We start from the raw sequence: 16,154 nt of genomic DNA, 5'->3' as shown, positions 1-16,154 counted from the left end.
TCTGTCGTCAGTCTTTAATGAGTAGATATCGGCCAGCAAATCTAGACGCACCAGCTCAGCGGCTGGCCAACCATTGCCGTGCGTCACGCATATCCTGTGCAATCTGGGTTTTTAATGCGTCCACCGAGTCAAAACGCACTTCATCCCGTAATGGGTGCAAGAATGTCACCCGCAAGCGTTGACCATACAGTGTGCCAGCAAAGTCAAACAGGTGCACTTCGAGTGACGGTCCCCGGCCATCCACCGTAGGCCGCAAGCCAATATTGGCAACGCCGTCATAGGCGGCCCCATCGGCGCATTCGACCCCAACCACATACACCCCGCGCAGGGCTGGCATGTGTTTCAGTCGTATGTTCGCCGTCGGTGCCCCGATTTCGCGACCCAGCTGGCGACCATAGACCACGCGCCCCTCAATGGCATAGGGGCCGCCCAGCAACTCTGACGCCAATGCCAGCTCATTCTGAATCAGGCTGTTGCGCACCCGAGTGCTGCTGATGCGCTCACCACCTGCCGTCACGGTCCGGGTATTTTCAACGGTATAGCCGGCGGTCCTACCAACTTGTTCCAACAGCGCAAAATCACCTGAACGATCACAGCCAAACCGGAAGTCGTCACCCACAACCAAGTGACGAACCAGGAGGCCCTCAATCAGCAACTGCTGGATGAACGCCATCCCCGAATACTGACGAAGCTGCTCGTTGAACGGCAGGCATACCACACCATCCACGCCCTGACTGGCCAATGCTTCCAATTTCTGACGAAATTCGGTTAACCGCGGAGGCGCACCCCAGCCCTGAAAAAATTCCCGTGGCTGGGGCTCAAAAATCATTACCACACTCGGCAAGCCCAGGGTTTCGGCTCTTTCCCGAACCTGATCAATGATGGTCTGATGTCCCAGATGGACGCCATCGAAATTACCAATGGTGGCCACGCAGCCTTGGTCGAGCACAGACGCTGCGTGCCCGGAACGCGATAACAGGTTAGTCAGGCCTCGTATCAGCCACATGAAAAGCGCACCTTAATCCAGGTGTTGGTGAGAAAACACGCGATTATAACCTATCTGCCGAGCACCGATAAGACTTGCATCCCGGCCCTGACAACATTCGCTAACTAGCGCAGCTTGAACTGCCGTATCCGAACACCCACCAGCAACAGTGCTGCAAAGTAAACGGCACCGCCCGCCGCCACCAGAATACCCATATCCCAGGCGCGCTCGGCCCCCGAGGCCGCCAACCACTGGCCAACCGGCACGTTCAAATACAGGATCAAAGCCGCAAGAGCACCATTGGCAATCAGCAACTGACTGGCAAACCTTAGCCAGCCTGGCTGACTCACCCAGGCACCCTCACGCTTAAGGCCTCTCCATAGCAGGCCGGCGTTAAGCCACGCCGATATCGATGTGGCCAAAGCCAGTCCGGCATGGGCAAGCGGAAAAATAAGCACCAGATTGAAAACCATATTGGCACCCATTGCGATGATGCCGATTTTTACCGGGGTACGAGTATTCTGTCGGGCAAAATAGCCAGGCGCCAGGACCTTGATCAGCATGAACGCCATCAGTCCGGCCGAGTACGCCCTCAGGCTCTGGGCCGACATGCCAACATCTCTGGCGGTGACTTCACCATAGTAAAACAGCGTGGCAAGCAGTGGTTCTGCGAGCAACAACAGCGCCAGCGCTGCCGGCAGACCAATCAACAGAACCGCTCGCACCGCCCAGTCAAGCGTCGCGGTGAATTGATCCAACGATTCCGCCGCGTGTTTTCTGGATAAATTAGGCAAAATGACCGTTGCAATGGCGATACCGAACACACCCAGCGGCAGCTCGGAGAGCCTGTCCGAGTAATACAGCCAGGATACACTGCCGGTCTGCAAAAACGACGCCAGCACGGTGTCGAGCAACAGGTTGATCTGACTCACCGACACCCCGAACAGCGCGGGCGCCATCAGCACCAGGATTCGCCGCACCCCCTCGTGCCGGTAATCCACCTTTGGCCGCGGCAACAATCCCAGACTCATCAAAAAGGGTAACTGGAAGAACAGCTGCAGGGCGCCGGCAATCATCACCCCCCAGGCCAACGCCATGATCGGCGTCTCCATCAGCGGCGATAGAAAGACTGCAGCACCAATCATGGTCAGATTCAGTAAAACGGGCGTGAAGGCCGGGATGGCGAAACGATCGTAGCTATTGAGGATAGAGCCCGCAAACGCCGTGAGCGACACCAGCAATAGATACGGAAAGGTAATCCGCAACATGTCGCTGGCCAGGGAAAACTTTTCCGCCTCATCCATAAAGCCCGGTGCAAACACCGCTGTCAGCACTGGCGCGCCCAACATCGCAATCAGAGTGACGCCCAGGAGCACTACACCTAACGACCCGGCTACCGCATTGACCAGGCGCTGCACTTCCGAGACAGCATGCTGTTGCCGGTACGAGGACAAGACGGGCACGAACGCCTGGGCAAAAGCACCTTCGGCAAATAACCGGCGCAGAAAGTTGGGAATCTTGAAGGCTACAAAAAATGCATCGGCACCGGCTCCGGCCCCGAAATAGCGGGCGATCACCATATCCCGAACCAATCCCAGAACACGGGACAGCAGAGTCATAACACCAACCACTCCGGATGAACGGAGCAGCCCCGGTGCCTTTGGTGGTTCTGTCACGGCGGGATCAGACTGATTTTGACGGGTCATGGCGATGGTCGTCCTGGGTCATCGGTAACAAGCGGGCGGGAGTTTAACACACCCCTTTAATAGCGCCGATAGCTGCGTCTACACTTGACATTACAGGCCTGAAGCGGCATGATCTCGCGTCATTTAATTCGAGGCGCTGGATGTTCGCGCGCCCGCGATTGAGTCAGAAACGCATTCAGTATTTTTCAGGAGTTACACGGTGGCAAATTCCCCGCAAGCGAAGAAGCGCGCACGTCAGAACGAGAAGAACCGCAAGCACAATGCCAGCCTGCGTTCCATGTCGCGCACGTACATGAAAAAAGTTCACGCCAGCATTGAAGCCGGCAATTACGAAGACGCCCAGGCTGCATTCCAGAAATTTCAGCCAATTGTTGACAGCATGGTCAACAAAGGCATCTTTGCGAAAAACAAAGTGGCTCGCCAAAAGAGTCGCCTGGTTGCCAAGATTAAAGACCTGAAAAGCGCCTAAGCGATATCAGGACTTAAAAAAACCGGCCCTTGGCCGGTTTTTTTGTGCCTTACTTCATTCCCCTGAACCAAACCCAATGAGCACGCCGTGCTCAGACCAGAGGCCTCTCGCTGGTGTTCACGACACCACTAGGTTATCGCGGTGAATCATTTCTTCGTCTGAAATATAGCCCAGCACCTCGGCAATCCGATCACTGGAGCGACCCGCAATGGCCCTGGCCTCATCCGCATCGTAATTGACCAGACCGCGAGCAACTTCCACACCAGCCTCGTCAGTACAGGACACCATCTCCCCGCGACGAAATTTGCCCGACACCGCCTTAACACCGACTGGCAACAAGCTGCGACCGCCCTGACACAGCACCCGGACCGCACCGGCATCAAGCATCAACTGACCACGAGTCTGAAGATGACTTGCCAGCCACTGCTTTCGCGCTGCCAGCCGGCCCTGCTCGGGCAACAGTAAGGTACCGAGCGAGTCGCCGCGCCGTAACCGAGAAATCACCGTTTCCATGCGCCCACCCACAATGATGGTAAAAGCGCCCGACCTTGCCGCCAGCCGCGCAGCACGCACCTTGGTCTGCATACCGCCACGACCAAGCACCCCCGCGCCACCGGCAGCCATTACGTCCAGCTCCGTGTCGCCGGCCTGGCGCTGATCAATCAATTGGGCATCTGAGTGCTTGCGAGGGTCTTTGTTATACAAGCCCACCTGATCCGTGAGAATGATAAGCCCATCGGCTTCGACCAGATTCGCCACCAGGGCGCCTAGCGTATCGTTATCACCGAAGCGAATTTCATCCGTCACCACCGTGTCATTTTCATTGACGATGGGCACGACACCGAAATCCAGCAACGCCCTCAGTGTACTGCGGGCGTTCAGGTAGCGCTTACGATCGGAAAGATCATCGTGAGTCAGTAGGATCTGGGCTGAGGGTAAATTGTGGCGCTTGAATTGCGCTTCCCAGATCTGCACCAACCCCATTTGACCAACCGCAGCGGCCGCCTGCAGCTCATGGAGCTGCTCGGGGCGCACCGTCCAGCCGAGCCGACTCATTCCCTCGGCCACCGCGCCGGAGGACACCACCACCACCTCAACCCCATCACGGATCAATCCCACGATCTGGTCGACCCATCCCGCCAAGGCATCAATGTCGAGGCCCTTGCCGTCGTTGGTCAACAAGGCACTACCGATTTTCACCACCAACCGGCGGGCGCGGGCTACCTGAGATCGCTCACTCATGTCAGGCTCTTTTACTCCGGGGCATAAACGACGTCGACATCGTGATCGTCATCGTCATCAAAATCGTCATCACTGTCGTTCTTACGCGCTGCACGGCGAGCCTGCTTCTCAGCTTCAATCTGAGCTCGCGCTTCCTCGTCCATACGACGGCGCCGCTCGGCTTCCTTTTCGGCCGCCTCCGGGTTTTCCGCCTCTTCTTCGGCGCGCAACTCAATCCAGCGCATAATGGCCTGAACCAGCGGCTTTGTGCCTTCGCCACTCAGCGCTGAAATCTGAAACACCGGCCCCTGCCAATTCAACTCATCCACAATGGCCTGACACCGGGCGTCCCGCTCATCTTCTGACACCATGTCGACCTTGTTCAGTACCAGCCAACGGTCACGCGTTGCCAAGGTTTCGCTGAACTTTTCCAGCTCGTGGTCAATGGCACGTACATTGGCCGCCGGCGAAGAGTCGTCAAATGGCGCGACATCGACCAGGTGCAGGAGCAACCGGGTGCGAACCAAGTGCTTCAGGAACCGGATGCCAAGACCCGCGCCTTCCGCGGCCCCTTCTATCAGTCCAGGAATATCGGCCACCACAAAGCTTTGATGAGCCTGAACACTCACCACACCCAGGTTAGGCACCAGCGTCGTAAAGGGGTAATTGGCCACTTTCGGGCGGGCCGCAGACACGGAACGGATAAAGGTGGACTTCCCTGCATTCGGCAGCCCCAGCAAGCCAACATCGGCCACGACCTTCAGCTCAAGACGAAGATTACGGAATTCGCCCTCCGAGCCTTTACTGGTCTGGCGTGGCGCCCGGTTGACCGATGACTTGAAGCGCGTGTTACCCAGGCCATGAAAACCACCCTGAGCCACCTTGAGGCGATCCCCCGGGTGCGTCAGGTCACCCAGCACTTCGTGGGTATCCACATCAACCACTGTGGTACCAACAGGCACCGGCAACACCAGGTCTTCACCCTTGCTGCCAGAACAATTGCGACCACTGCCACCTTCACCGGTTTCAGCTTTGTGTTTACGCTGAAACCGGTAGTCGACCAGCGTATTCAAGGCCTCGGCCGCTTCAAGGTAGACCGAGCCACCATCACCGCCGTCGCCACCATCAGGGCCACCACGGGGAACATATTTCTCACGGCGAAAGCTCAAGCAGCCATGACCGCCCTTGCCAGCTTCCACCTGAATGGTGGCCTCATCAACGAATTTCATCAGCTACACTTCCACAAAAAATCATGATCAAAAACCAAAAAAGCCCCGCGAGCCTCAGAGAAGCACTGCGGGGCTTTCGGTTCGCAAGAACCGGAGATCGTCAGCTTATGCAGCCGGTACGATGCTCACAAACTTACGGCCTTGCGGACCTTTTACGTCAAACTTGACCTGACCATCTGCCTTTGCAAACAGAGTGTGGTCACGGCCCAGGCCCACATTGGCGCCGGCGTGGAAACGGGTGCCACGCTGACGAACAATGATGCTGCCTGCCGGAACGGTTTCACCGCCATAGCGCTTCACACCAAGTCTTTTCGACTCGGAATCGCGACCGTTACGGGTACTACCTGCTGCTTTTTTATGAGCCATTGCTAGCCTCCTTCAGTTCTGGGAAAAACGAGCGTTTTAGCCCTTGATACCCGTGATCTTGACTTCAGTAAACCACTGACGGTGGCCCTGACGCTTCATAGAATGCTTCCGGCGACGAAACTTGATGATCTGAATCTTATCCGCACGACCGTGGCTAACTACTTCAGCAGTCACCTTGGCACCATCGACTACAGGGGCGCCAACCTGAATTTTATCCCCGTCTGCCAGCAGCAGTACGCGATCAAACTCGATGGTTCCACCGGTTTCAACTTCCAGCTTTTCCAGTTTCAGGGTTTCACCTTCCACTACACGGTGCTGCTTGCCGCCGCTTACAATTACTGCGTACATGTTTACTCTCCGCTAATGACCCATCCCTGCTCTTATCCACCTGGTTCTAAGGGAAGCGCTTTGGCAACCCTATAGCAGGGAGCGCAGGTTGGGATGAGTTTGGGCGCGTGATTGTACGAAAACCCAACCATAAATACAAGCCAAGTTGACACCGATGAGATCAGTACCTAGCATTGCCGCCGTCCTGCCCACTTTAATAACCAACTGACCGGATCAGCCGCATGACAGCGCAGCGCATCTATGACACCGTCGCGGACGATTTCGACCGCGTAAACGACTTGATCACCCGCAGGCTTTCATCCGATGTCCCGCTGGTGGAAAAGATTGCCCAGCACATTATCCAAAGCGGTGGAAAACGCTTGCGGCCCCTGCTTGTACTTCTGAGCGCCAAGTCGCTGAACTATAAAGAAAATGATCACCTGAAGCTGGCCGCGGTCATTGAGTTTTTGCACACCGCAACGCTGTTGCACGATGACGTCGTGGACACGTCAGATCTCCGGCGTGGCAAAACCACTGCCAATGCGCGCTGGGGCAATGCCCCCAGCGTTCTGGTGGGCGACTTCCTGTACTCCCGCGCCTTTCAGATGATGGTAGAGCTTGGCAGCATGCCGATAATGGATGTGCTGTCCAACGCCACCGCGGTCATCGCGGAAGGCGAAGTTCTGCAATTAATGAACGTAAAGAATCCGGATGTAACCGAAGCCCAGTACATGACGGTTATTCACAATAAAACGGCCATGCTGTTCGAGGCCGCATCCCATGCCGGCGCCCTCCTCGCCCAAGCGCAACCGGAACAGGTTGTTGCCATGAAATACTACGGCATGCATCTTGGGCTCGCTTTCCAGCTTGTGGACGACGTGCTTGACTATCGCGGCGATGCCACCGCGATGGGCAAAAATGTCGGCGATGATTTGGCGGAGGGCAAACCTACCCTGCCACTGATCCGTGCAATGAGCCACAGCAATGAGAGCGACCGAACGCTTATCCGTCGGGCTATCCGGCAGGGCGGCCTCGACGACTTGCCTGGCATACTCGCCATCGTTGAACAATCCGGGGCACTGGATTACACACTTGCCGTTGCCCGCGACCAAGCCCAAAAAGCCTTGGGATGCCTTGACACACTGCCCGAGTCCGAGCACAAGGCCGCGCTGGCAAGGCTCACCGACATTGCAGTTGCTCGCATCGCCTAAGGGCCACCCGATCCTTATGGCGGAGCATTAGAATGCCTTCAGGGCTATAGCGTCAGGCTTGGCCCCAACGCTTCACGCTCTGGCGCAGAGTCAAAGTTCAACAGGGGCCCAACCGGCACAATTTGAGTGGGATTGATCGTTCGCTGGCTGACGTAATAATGACGCTTGATCTGATCGATATCGACCGTGCCCGCAACACCCGGCACTTGATACAAGTCCCTGACATACCCCGACAAATGGGGGTAATCCGCCACCCTCAGGCGATTGCACTTGAAGTGACTGAAGTAGACCGCATCAAACCGAACCAGCGTCGTGAACAATCGCCAATCCGCTTCCGTGGGCCGGTTACCCACCAGGTAGCGGCGATTTGCCAACCGATCATCCAGCCAGTCCAGTGTTTCGAACAAGGCATCGAAGGCGTTCTCGTATGCCACCTGGTCCGTCGCAAACCCGGCTTTGTAGACGCCATTATTAACAGTGTCGTAGACACGACTGTTAACCGCATCAATATCCGAACGTAGCTCTCTTGGGTAAAAATCGAGAGACTCTCGCACCCCCGGCAGCGCATCAAAAGCCGAATTAAACATGCGGATTATGTCTGCCGACTCATTGCTGACGATTACGCCCTGGTGCCTGTCCCACAAAACTGGAACGGTCACGCGGCCGGTGTAGTCGGGAGCTACTTTTGAATAAAGTTCGTGCAGATAACGCGCACCGTTGACGGCATCGCTGTGAGCACTCTCCCCTGGCCGGAACTCCCAGCCATTCTCCAGCATATCCGGGTGCACAATCGATACGCCGATATGGGATTCGAGCCCCTTCAACGTTCGGAGCACGAGCGTTCGGTGCGCCCAGGGACACGCCAGCGAAACATACAAATGATAACGCCCGGATTCGGCTTCAAAGCCTCGATCGCCTGAAGGTCCCGCACTGCCGTCAGCCGTGACCCAATGGCGGAACCGGGCACTTTCGCGCTCAAACTTGCCGCCGGTCTTCTTGGTGTCGTACCACTGATCATGCCACCGGCCATCTATTAAAAGACCCATAACTGCCTCCGAGCCGAAGTGCGAACCTCAAACTTTGCCTACACTTGGCATGTAAATTTGACCAATACAGTTGTATTGAATGATGTCGAAAGGGTAACGTCTGAGTTTCAAGACGCTCAAACGATGTTTTTTGGCCATCACCTTCAGATTATTCGAACATGCACACAGCGATCACCATAGATGCCCTTAAGGTCCTTGACGCAATCGAGCGGAGGGGAAGCTTCGCCGGCGCGGCCAACGAGCTTTTCCGGGTGCCCTCGGCCATTAGCTACACCGTGCAAAAGCTCGAAGAAGACCTTGGTATCTCTATTTTTGATCGCGGCGGCCATCGGGCCACGCTGACGCCGGCCGGGCGCTATCTGCTGACTGAGGGCCGGGCGCTTCTGGAAGCCACCGATGCGCTAGCACACACCGCACGCCAGGTCGCACAGGGCTGGGAGACCCGCCTGAAAATCGCCCTGAACACGTTGCTGCCTGTCGACGCCCTGTTTACCACCATCCGGGAATTTTACGCTCTTGGTGTGCCGGTCGAGGTCCAGTTGATTGAAGAGGTATTCGCGGGTGCCTGGGATGCCTTGCAAAGCCGGCGGGTTGACCTGGTCTTTGGTGCCGATCAGTTCAGCAAACCCGCCGGTCCTTTTGCGACGCGGGTGCTCGGCGAAGTCCTTTTTGTGTATGCAGTGGCCCCGGACCACCCTTTGACAAAGGCAACACAACCGTTATCTGAAGCCGATATTGCCCAGTACCCAGCTGCCGTCGCGGCCGACAGCACCCGAGGCTTACCACCTGGTTCCGCTGGCATTTTCAGGCGCCAGCACACGTTGACGGTATCCAACATTGATCAGAAGATCGCTATCCAGGCGGCCGGTTTGGCCGTCGGCTGGCTGCCGCAATCCCGAATTCGGTCAGCACTGGCCAACGGCCAATTGGTGGCACTTGAGGTACAAGAGCCTCGCCCCCCGGTCATTCTCCATATTGCCCGCCACACCGATGATGTCGGCAAAGCCTTAATGTGGTTCTGGAACAAGCTGAGCGAGCCAGAACGGTTTCAGGCCTGGATCAATCCGTCACCAACCTGAGCCCGGAAACGCGAATTGAGCGGCGATATAGTCAAGTTCAGCCACTGACAATCAGGGTATACTCAGCCAACATCACTACCGGAAAGCACAATCAGGGAGCCCCGAATGCGGCAGTTATCCGAGCTGGATGCCTCGTTTCTTTACCTCGAATCGGATACCGCCCCCATGCACATTGGGGGCATCTACCTGTTCGATGGCCGTGAACGCGAAACACCCCTAGCGTTCAGTACATTTGTGTCCTATTTGCGCAGCAGACTTCACGTCGTGCCCTTTTTCCGGCAGAAGCTTAAACAAATACCGTTGCGACTCGGTCGTCCCTATTGGATTGACGACACGGAATTCAGTATTGAGCGGCATCTCGCCTACGTCAATCTCGGAGAGCATGGCCGGGTCAGCAGCCTCATGGGATTGGCATCCCGCATTCTTGAGGAGCCTTTGAAGCGTGATCGCCCGTTGTGGCATATCACCTTTGTGGACGGCTTCAAGCACGACAACGACGCCAGTGGTCGCGAATTTGCCCTGATTGTTCGGCTGCACCATGCCGCCATCGACGCCTTCAGTGGTGAAGAAATCATGGGGAAGCTTCTCGAATACACCCCTGAAGCTCGCCGCATCGGCCCACCCCAGCCCTGGCATGCAAGACCCGCACCCTCTGACGAGCGTGTCGCGTTGCAAGCGAGCGCTAACTTGCTGCGCAAACCCTTTCAGGTTGCGTCGCTGGCATCCAGCGCCCTGGAGGCGACGGCACGGGGCGTCATCCACAAACAGCTGCGCCGACTGCCGCTGCCGTTTCCCTTGTTTCAAGCGCCGCACAGCCCTTTCAACCGCCAGATCACCGCCAACCGGCGCATTGTTGCAGCTACGGTCGAACTCTCCAGACTGAAGGCAATAAAGGCCAGTCTGGGCGACGTAACGTTGAACGATGTCGTCCTGGGTCTGTGCGCCGAAACGCTCCGACGCTATATGGAGGCGCATGCCTCTGACACCAAGCGGTCACTGGTTGCCATGACGCCGGTCTCGGTAAGATCGAAGAGTTTGCGGCGGGCGACGGGCAACCAGATGTCAGCGATGCTGCTTAATCTGGCGACCGATGAAACCAATCCTGCTCGCCGCATCCGAAGAATTCACTGGAACGCCGTGGCGTCCGAGCCCTATCAGGAAGCAATATCCGCCGACCGGCTCACAGAGCTGGTGCCCTCCACCATGCTCGCATTGTCGGCACGACTGTACTCAGAGTTACAGATCGCGCAGCGCTACCAGCCAGTATTTAACGTGCCTATCACCAATGTGCCAGGTCCACAGGTGCCACTGTATCTGCAAGGCGCACGACTGATCCGGCAGTACAACACCGCACCGTTATTTGACAGCATGGGGCTAGTCATTGTCGCGGTCAGCTATCAGGGCACCCTGACATTGAATTTTACACTGTGCCCGGATGTGGTACCCGATGGAGAAAAACTCCAACCATTGGTCATTGACAGCCTTGCCTGCATTGAAGACGCCTCCTTGCAACTGCCCTCCGAGCCGGAGAGCAGTAACCACCCGGAAGGCCGGGTGACGTTAACCGACGAGGCGCTCACTTTTGTGGAAGGCATGATACGAAAAACGGTTCAGCGACTTCGAGGCTAGCAACACAGACTGCAAAGCCTCGATCAGTTTGCACCCAATGGCTCTATTCGAAGGCCCAGCGCAAGAAAGCGCGCCGCTCCTCCGCGGTGGCCTGCCCCCAAATTTGCTTGAGCTCTTGCAGTGTGTTCCCCGGCGGTTCAGACCCTTCATCGCCGGTGCCGGTATTGTCACCAACTTGCTCGTCCGAGGAACTGCGCGGCAACACCGGCAACACTGCAGGTTTTGACTGATAGCTTCGCGCTTCAGCGACGACCTTGCCCTGTTGGTCGACTACCCGCCCCGTAAAATTCTTCGCGAAGGCTTTTGCCTCTGCCCGAGTAGACAGTTCCGGGAGATCGAAGCGATATACGTCGCCCGCCTCGGCCATGATGACAAATTGCTGCGGCTCCGATGCGATGGTATCCACTTTGGCTTCACCATTATCAACCACGCCGCTTTTTGCCCAAATAGTTTGGTGGGTGGCGATGACAGTGTTGCGCCCTGGCAGCAGCTCGTAATCCAATGCCAGATCCTCCATCAGGAAATTACCCACCCGACGGCCATTCACCTCAATCACGTTGACACTTCCCGGTGCCTTCAGGGTGGCCACTTGCGCCTCGCTCGCCGCAGGCCCTTCCCACGTCTGAACACGCGTAATGGCGCCGCTACAACCAGCCAGGACGGCACCTGCAAATGACATCAAAATCAGCTTCTTCATGGTATTAGCATGCCAGTTTAACCATCGCAAATTCATAACAAGCCTCACAGATGTAAATAAAGAATCTGCTGCATTCTGACGACTGCCTTGACCAAGCGCAAGATAACCGCCGTCTTTGAGATCCAGTCAGATCAACGAGTTAAGACCTCTGGTGTCCAAACAAGACATAAATTGTAAAAAAATGTTGAATTTGGCTGAAATTCAATTAATTTTAAAGAAATGTATCTGTATTAAATTTCGGCCCTTTGAGAAACACCAGGCGTCAGGGCTCAGGAGGTCTTCATGGATACCCAAATTCGTACCGGCGAGGCGGGCCCGGTCCCGTTTCGTAGTAGTCGATTTTTCTGCGTTGGCGGGAAATGGTATTTCACCACGCGCGAGGGTTTTGACAGCGGACCCTTTGCATCCAGAGACCGCGCGCAGATTGGCTTGCGGCGTTTTTTGCACGTAGTCAGCCTGCTGCCGGAGGAAGAACGCTTACACTGATTTGTTAAGCGTCAAAGCGTTTAGATCATAGCCGGCAACAGCCACTGCTCTATCAATAACAGACTCAACAACGCCATAATCCCAGCCAATACGTCATCAAACATGATGCCCAACCCCCCTGGCATTTTTTCATCGAACCAGTTGATAGGCCAAGGCTTCAGCACATCGAAAAAACGGAACAGTAGAAACGCCACCAGCACGCCCTGAAACGTCTCTGGATGAAAGCCCAGGACAATCCACATGCCAACAAACTCATCCCAAACGATACCGCCGTGGTCATGCACCTTTAGATCGCGTGCTGTGCTACCACACAGCCAAATACCCGCCAGAAACGCCACAGCCACGATTGCCCAATAGACCAACGGGGTCGTCCAGAAAAACATAAAATACAACGGAATGGCTGCCAGACTGCCCCAAGTGCCTGGTGCTCTGGGTGCAGCCCCACTACCAAACCCAAAGGCGAGGAGGTGAACCGGATGGCGTAAAAAGCCTGGTGGTAAAACTGCGTGCGGTGAATGAGCCTCATCCACATCCTGGTGATCGGTCATTCAATCCCTCCGAAGTGGTCGTAACCAGTCAAAATGGCTTTTTGATCGCGCTCTCCATCATTCAACAATAGCCCGGGCTGCGCCAAAACCTCACCAATAACCGTCAATGCGACGCCCTCGTTATGCCTGCGGATCAGTGCCCAATCTTCTTTGGCAATGGTAAAGCACAACTCATAATCGTCCCCACTGTTCAACGCCAAAGCCAGCGCCTGTTCAGGGTGCAACGATTGCAAGGCCGTGGACTGAGGAATCGCCGAGGCATAAATGCGCGCTCCGACACCTGACGCCTCTAACAAATGCTGGAGATCGACCAATAACCCGTCCGACACGTCGATGGCAGCCGTGGCTTTGCCCCGGAGTGCGCGGCCCAGGGCCAATCTCGGGGTCGGATAATGATAGCGCTGCAGTAACGCCGACACCTCTTCGGACACCGCGCCTTGATCAAGCCACTGCAGCGCCGCACCCGCATCACCGAGGCTGCCGGACACACACACCAGATCACCACTGCAAGCACCCGACCGCAGCAGGGCCTGCCCTTGGGGGACTGTACCATGGACTTGCAGGGAAAGAGCCAGCGGGCCTCGGGTGGTGTCTCCCCCCGCCAACGCCAAACCAAAGGCCCTGGCGGCCGACTCCAGGCCCTCAGCAAACGCTTGCAACCAGTGCGAACTGGCGTTGGGTAGGGTCAGGGCAAGGGTAAAGCACACCGGGTCAGCGCCCATGGCCGCGAGGTCGCTTGCAGCGGTTGCCAGGCTGCGCCACCCCAGACATTCCGGGGCGTAGCCCTTGGGGAAGTGGACTCCTTCAACCAGGGTATCCACAGAGAAGACAAGATCGCTCTCAGGTGGGAGTCGCTGAATGGCGCAATCGTCTCCCGGCCCGAGCTGAACCGCGGATGTCGCGGTGGCATTAGCCAACGGCATAAACACCTGTCGGATCAGCTCAAATTCACCCATGATTCAGCGCGGGCGAGTTTCTGCCAGCCGAAGCCGGCGACTGAGCTTGTCCAGAATGCTGTTCACAAACCGGTGCCCCTCGGTACCGCCAAACCGTTTGGCCATTTCAATGCCTTCGTTGATCACCACTTTGTAGGGCACGTCAATGCGATGCTTGAGCTCATAGGCGCCGAGTCTGACAATCGCCAACTCAACGGCGTCAACTTCCCCTAGCGGGCGGTCAAGAAATGGCTCCAGCGTTCGGTCCAGGTCAGCCTGTTCTCGATGCACGCCGCGAAGCAAATCTCGAAAATACGCGGTATCGACATTGCCCATATCGTTGTCGACCATGAACTCCGCTTCAATATCAGCAATGGCACTCTTGCTGAAGTGACGTTGATACAGGCCCTGCATCGCCAGAATACGTGCACGACGGCGCTCTCCGGCTTTGGGCCGACCCTCTGGCTTGTCGCCGCCGGCGGGTAAGACTGTTTCGTCGGATTCACTCATCACTCACCCAGCTTCTTAAAGAGGCTGACCATCTCAAGCGCAGTAATGGCGGCTTCAGCGCCTTTGTTACCCGCTTTGGTGCCTGATCGCTCGATAGCCTGTTCGATGGAATCAACGGTTAAAACACCGAACGTCACCGGCACGTCGGTTTCCAGACTCACAGCACCCAAACCGCTCGACGCCTCGCCTGCGACATATTCAAAATGCGGCGTACCACCACGAATCACAGCCCCCAGCGCAATGATAGCGTCGTGATTGCCGGATTCCGCTACCCGTTTGACCGCCAGCGGCATCTCGTAGGCACCTGGCACCCGTACAATGGTGATCTGACTGTCCGGGATACCATGACGACGCAGTGTATCGACTGCGCCGGATACCAGGCTTTCAACGACAAACCCGTTAAAGCGCCCAACCACAAGTGCGTAGCGACCGGAACATTGGGTGAAATCGCCTTCAATTACATTAATACCTTGCATTCTTTGGCTCCTGTATAGACTCGACATGCGAGCCAGATTTATTCGGGGTTATAGGGGACGTACTCAACCACTTCCAGATCGAATCCAGAGATGGCCGAGAACTTGATCGGAGCACTCAAAAGCCGCATTTTGCTGACACCAAGATCGCGCAAAATCTGAGAGCCGGTGCCGACAGTGAAATACACGCCGGAGCTGCCCTTGCTCGCGGACGCTCGTCCCTCGTCAAAAAATTCGTGGATCCGATCTTCCAGGTTATAGCTGTCCGCCGCACTGTTCAGCAGCACCACAACGCCTGCACCGGCTTCCCCGATGGTTCGAAGGGCATGGTGAAGAGGCCAGCTACTGGACCCTTCTCGCCGTGCACCCAGCAGATCCCGCAGGGTATCGGTTATGTGCACGCGCACCAAGACCGGTTCGTCCGCTTTGACTTCTCCCATCACCAAGGCCAGATGGGTTGCACCTTGAATACTGTCGCGATAAGTCCGTAGGCTGAATACACCGTGCTCAGTATCGAGGTCGTACTCTTCCACGCATTCAATTGTGCGCTCGTTGAGCGTGCGATAGTGGATGAGATCTGCAATGGTGCCGATTTTGAGGTCGTGAGTCTGAGCGAAGGCTTCCAGGTCTTCACGGCGTGCCATCGAGCCGTCGTCATTCATGATTTCACAGATCACACCTGCCGGCTCGCAGCCTGCCATCGCAGCCAGGTCACAGGACGCTTCCGTATGGCCGGCGCGACTTAGCACGCCGCCTGGATCCGCCATTAGCGGGAAAATATGGCCGGGCTGAACCAGATCCTCTGGCTTGGCACCTTTGGCGACGGCGGCCTGCACGGTGCGGGCGCGATCGGCGGCGGAAATCCCCGTGGTGACACCCACGGTTGCCTCAATCGACAGGGTAAACTTGGTGCCAAATCCGGACGCATTGCGATGCACCATCAGCGGCAAGTCCAATTGCTCACAGCGCTGTCTGGTCATAGGCATACAGATCAGTCCGCGACCAAATCGGGCCATAAAGTTGATTGCTTCCGCTGTGCAGAACTCCGCGGCCATCACCAGATCGCCTTCATTCTCCCGGTCTTCATCGTCCATCAGGATGACCATCTTGCCCTGACGGATATCTTCAACAATGTCTTCAATACTGTTCAATGCCATAAGGCTTCATACCCTTGCGTCACGCCATGGCGTAACCATTCATTGGAATTCACAAAGCGTTGGCGCCGGTATCCCGGACC

General features: G+C 56.5%; 18 protein-coding genes. 5 read left to right on the top strand and 13 right to left on the bottom strand.

Annotated features, from left to right (window positions below; translation table 11 throughout):
- Positions 1-55 precede the first annotated feature (55 nt).
- The gene (ribF, locus tag GRX64_RS09205) at positions 56-1,006 is read right to left on the bottom strand and encodes a bifunctional riboflavin kinase/FAD synthetase (protein WP_166266440.1); all 951 of its coding nucleotides are present in this window, start codon (positions 1,004-1,006) and stop codon (positions 56-58) included.
- Between the two features lie 104 nt (positions 1,007-1,110).
- Entirely contained in the window at positions 1,111-2,691 is a 1,581-nt protein-coding gene (gene murJ / locus GRX64_RS09200) for a murein biosynthesis integral membrane protein MurJ (RefSeq protein ID WP_166266437.1), read from the bottom strand.
- Positions 2,692-2,890: 199 nt separating this feature from the next.
- Here murJ and rpsT point away from each other — a divergent pair, with 199 nt between their 5' ends.
- Positions 2,891-3,160 carry a 30S ribosomal protein S20 gene (rpsT, locus tag GRX64_RS09195; RefSeq protein WP_166266434.1) on the top strand — a complete coding sequence of 90 codons (270 nt, stop codon included), beginning with the start codon at positions 2,891-2,893 and terminating at the stop codon, positions 3,158-3,160.
- Positions 3,161-3,277: 117 nt separating this feature from the next.
- On the opposite strand, the gene proB is transcribed toward rpsT, so the two are convergent.
- From proB to rplU, 4 genes are all read right to left on the bottom strand, one after another.
- Positions 3,278-4,402 (bottom strand): glutamate 5-kinase, encoded by a 1,125-nt coding sequence (gene proB / locus GRX64_RS09190; RefSeq protein WP_166266431.1) that lies wholly within the window; start codon positions 4,400-4,402, stop codon positions 3,278-3,280.
- Between the two features lie 11 nt (positions 4,403-4,413).
- Entirely contained in the window at positions 4,414-5,610 is a 1,197-nt protein-coding gene (gene cgtA / locus GRX64_RS09185) for an Obg family GTPase CgtA (RefSeq protein ID WP_166266428.1), read from the bottom strand.
- Positions 5,611-5,715: 105 nt separating this feature from the next.
- A complete protein-coding gene (gene rpmA, locus GRX64_RS09180) occupies positions 5,716-5,976 on the bottom strand; it encodes a 50S ribosomal protein L27 (RefSeq protein ID WP_166266425.1) in 261 nt (86 codons plus the stop codon).
- 36 nt (positions 5,977-6,012) lie between these two features.
- Positions 6,013-6,324, bottom strand: a complete 312-nt coding sequence (gene rplU / locus GRX64_RS09175) for a 50S ribosomal protein L21 (protein ID WP_166266422.1) — start codon at positions 6,322-6,324, stop codon at positions 6,013-6,015.
- 221 nt (positions 6,325-6,545) lie between these two features.
- Here rplU and GRX64_RS09170 point away from each other — a divergent pair, with 221 nt between their 5' ends.
- Positions 6,546-7,514 carry a polyprenyl synthetase family protein gene (locus GRX64_RS09170; protein WP_166266419.1) on the top strand — a complete coding sequence of 323 codons (969 nt, stop codon included), beginning with the start codon at positions 6,546-6,548 and terminating at the stop codon, positions 7,512-7,514.
- Positions 7,515-7,558: 44 nt separating this feature from the next.
- Here GRX64_RS09170 and GRX64_RS09165 read toward each other — a convergent pair whose 3' ends face one another.
- Complete coding sequence (locus GRX64_RS09165) at positions 7,559-8,560, bottom strand: glutathione S-transferase family protein (protein ID WP_166266416.1); 1,002 nt, start codon at positions 8,558-8,560, stop codon at positions 7,559-7,561.
- 158 nt (positions 8,561-8,718) lie between these two features.
- Between GRX64_RS09165 and GRX64_RS09160 the strand changes: the two genes are divergently transcribed.
- Together GRX64_RS09160 and GRX64_RS09155 are read left to right on the top strand one after the other, a co-directional pair.
- Entirely contained in the window at positions 8,719-9,639 is a 921-nt protein-coding gene (locus GRX64_RS09160) for a LysR family transcriptional regulator (RefSeq protein ID WP_166266413.1), read from the top strand.
- Positions 9,640-9,744: 105 nt separating this feature from the next.
- Entirely contained in the window at positions 9,745-11,268 is a 1,524-nt protein-coding gene (locus tag GRX64_RS09155; protein ID WP_166266410.1) for a WS/DGAT/MGAT family O-acyltransferase, read from the top strand.
- A 43-nt stretch (positions 11,269-11,311) separates the two neighbouring features.
- Here GRX64_RS09155 and GRX64_RS09150 read toward each other — a convergent pair whose 3' ends face one another.
- The gene (locus tag GRX64_RS09150; RefSeq protein ID WP_235937601.1) at positions 11,312-11,965 is read right to left on the bottom strand and encodes a DUF2057 family protein; all 654 of its coding nucleotides are present in this window, start codon (positions 11,963-11,965) and stop codon (positions 11,312-11,314) included.
- 282 nt (positions 11,966-12,247) lie between these two features.
- Here GRX64_RS09150 and GRX64_RS09145 point away from each other — a divergent pair, with 282 nt between their 5' ends.
- Positions 12,248-12,451 carry a DUF6316 family protein gene (locus tag GRX64_RS09145; protein WP_166266407.1) on the top strand — a complete coding sequence of 68 codons (204 nt, stop codon included), beginning with the start codon at positions 12,248-12,250 and terminating at the stop codon, positions 12,449-12,451.
- 20 nt (positions 12,452-12,471) lie between these two features.
- Here GRX64_RS09145 and GRX64_RS09140 read toward each other — a convergent pair whose 3' ends face one another.
- Genes GRX64_RS09140 through ribBA form a run of 5 tightly spaced genes read right to left on the bottom strand, consistent with a single transcriptional unit; the run spans position 12,472 to position 16,074 of the window.
- Positions 12,472-12,999, bottom strand: a complete 528-nt coding sequence (locus GRX64_RS09140) for a phosphatidylglycerophosphatase A family protein (protein ID WP_166266404.1) — start codon at positions 12,997-12,999, stop codon at positions 12,472-12,474.
- Positions 12,996-13,955: a thiamine-phosphate kinase gene (gene thiL / locus GRX64_RS09135; protein WP_166266401.1), complete on the bottom strand. Its 960-nt coding sequence runs from the start codon at positions 13,953-13,955 to the stop codon at positions 12,996-12,998. Before thiL ends, GRX64_RS09140 begins: the two co-directional genes overlap by 4 nt.
- Positions 13,956-13,958: 3 nt before the next feature.
- The gene (gene nusB / locus GRX64_RS09130) at positions 13,959-14,444 is read right to left on the bottom strand and encodes a transcription antitermination factor NusB (RefSeq protein ID WP_166266398.1); all 486 of its coding nucleotides are present in this window, start codon (positions 14,442-14,444) and stop codon (positions 13,959-13,961) included.
- Positions 14,444-14,920 (bottom strand): 6,7-dimethyl-8-ribityllumazine synthase, encoded by a 477-nt coding sequence (ribH, locus tag GRX64_RS09125; RefSeq protein WP_166266395.1) that lies wholly within the window; start codon positions 14,918-14,920, stop codon positions 14,444-14,446. Before ribH ends, nusB begins: the two co-directional genes overlap by 1 nt.
- A gap of 38 nt (positions 14,921-14,958) precedes the next feature.
- The gene (gene ribBA / locus GRX64_RS09120; protein WP_166266392.1) at positions 14,959-16,074 is read right to left on the bottom strand and encodes a bifunctional 3,4-dihydroxy-2-butanone-4-phosphate synthase/GTP cyclohydrolase II; all 1,116 of its coding nucleotides are present in this window, start codon (positions 16,072-16,074) and stop codon (positions 14,959-14,961) included.
- Positions 16,075-16,154: the final 80 nt, after the last annotated feature.

This window comes from Marinobacter caseinilyticus, from assembly GCF_011074955.1.
Taxonomy (GTDB): Bacteria; Pseudomonadota; Gammaproteobacteria; order Pseudomonadales; family Oleiphilaceae; genus Marinobacter; species Marinobacter caseinilyticus.
The sequence above is the reverse complement of the archived record's forward strand: the minus strand, read 5'-3'. Positions and strand labels throughout refer to the sequence as shown.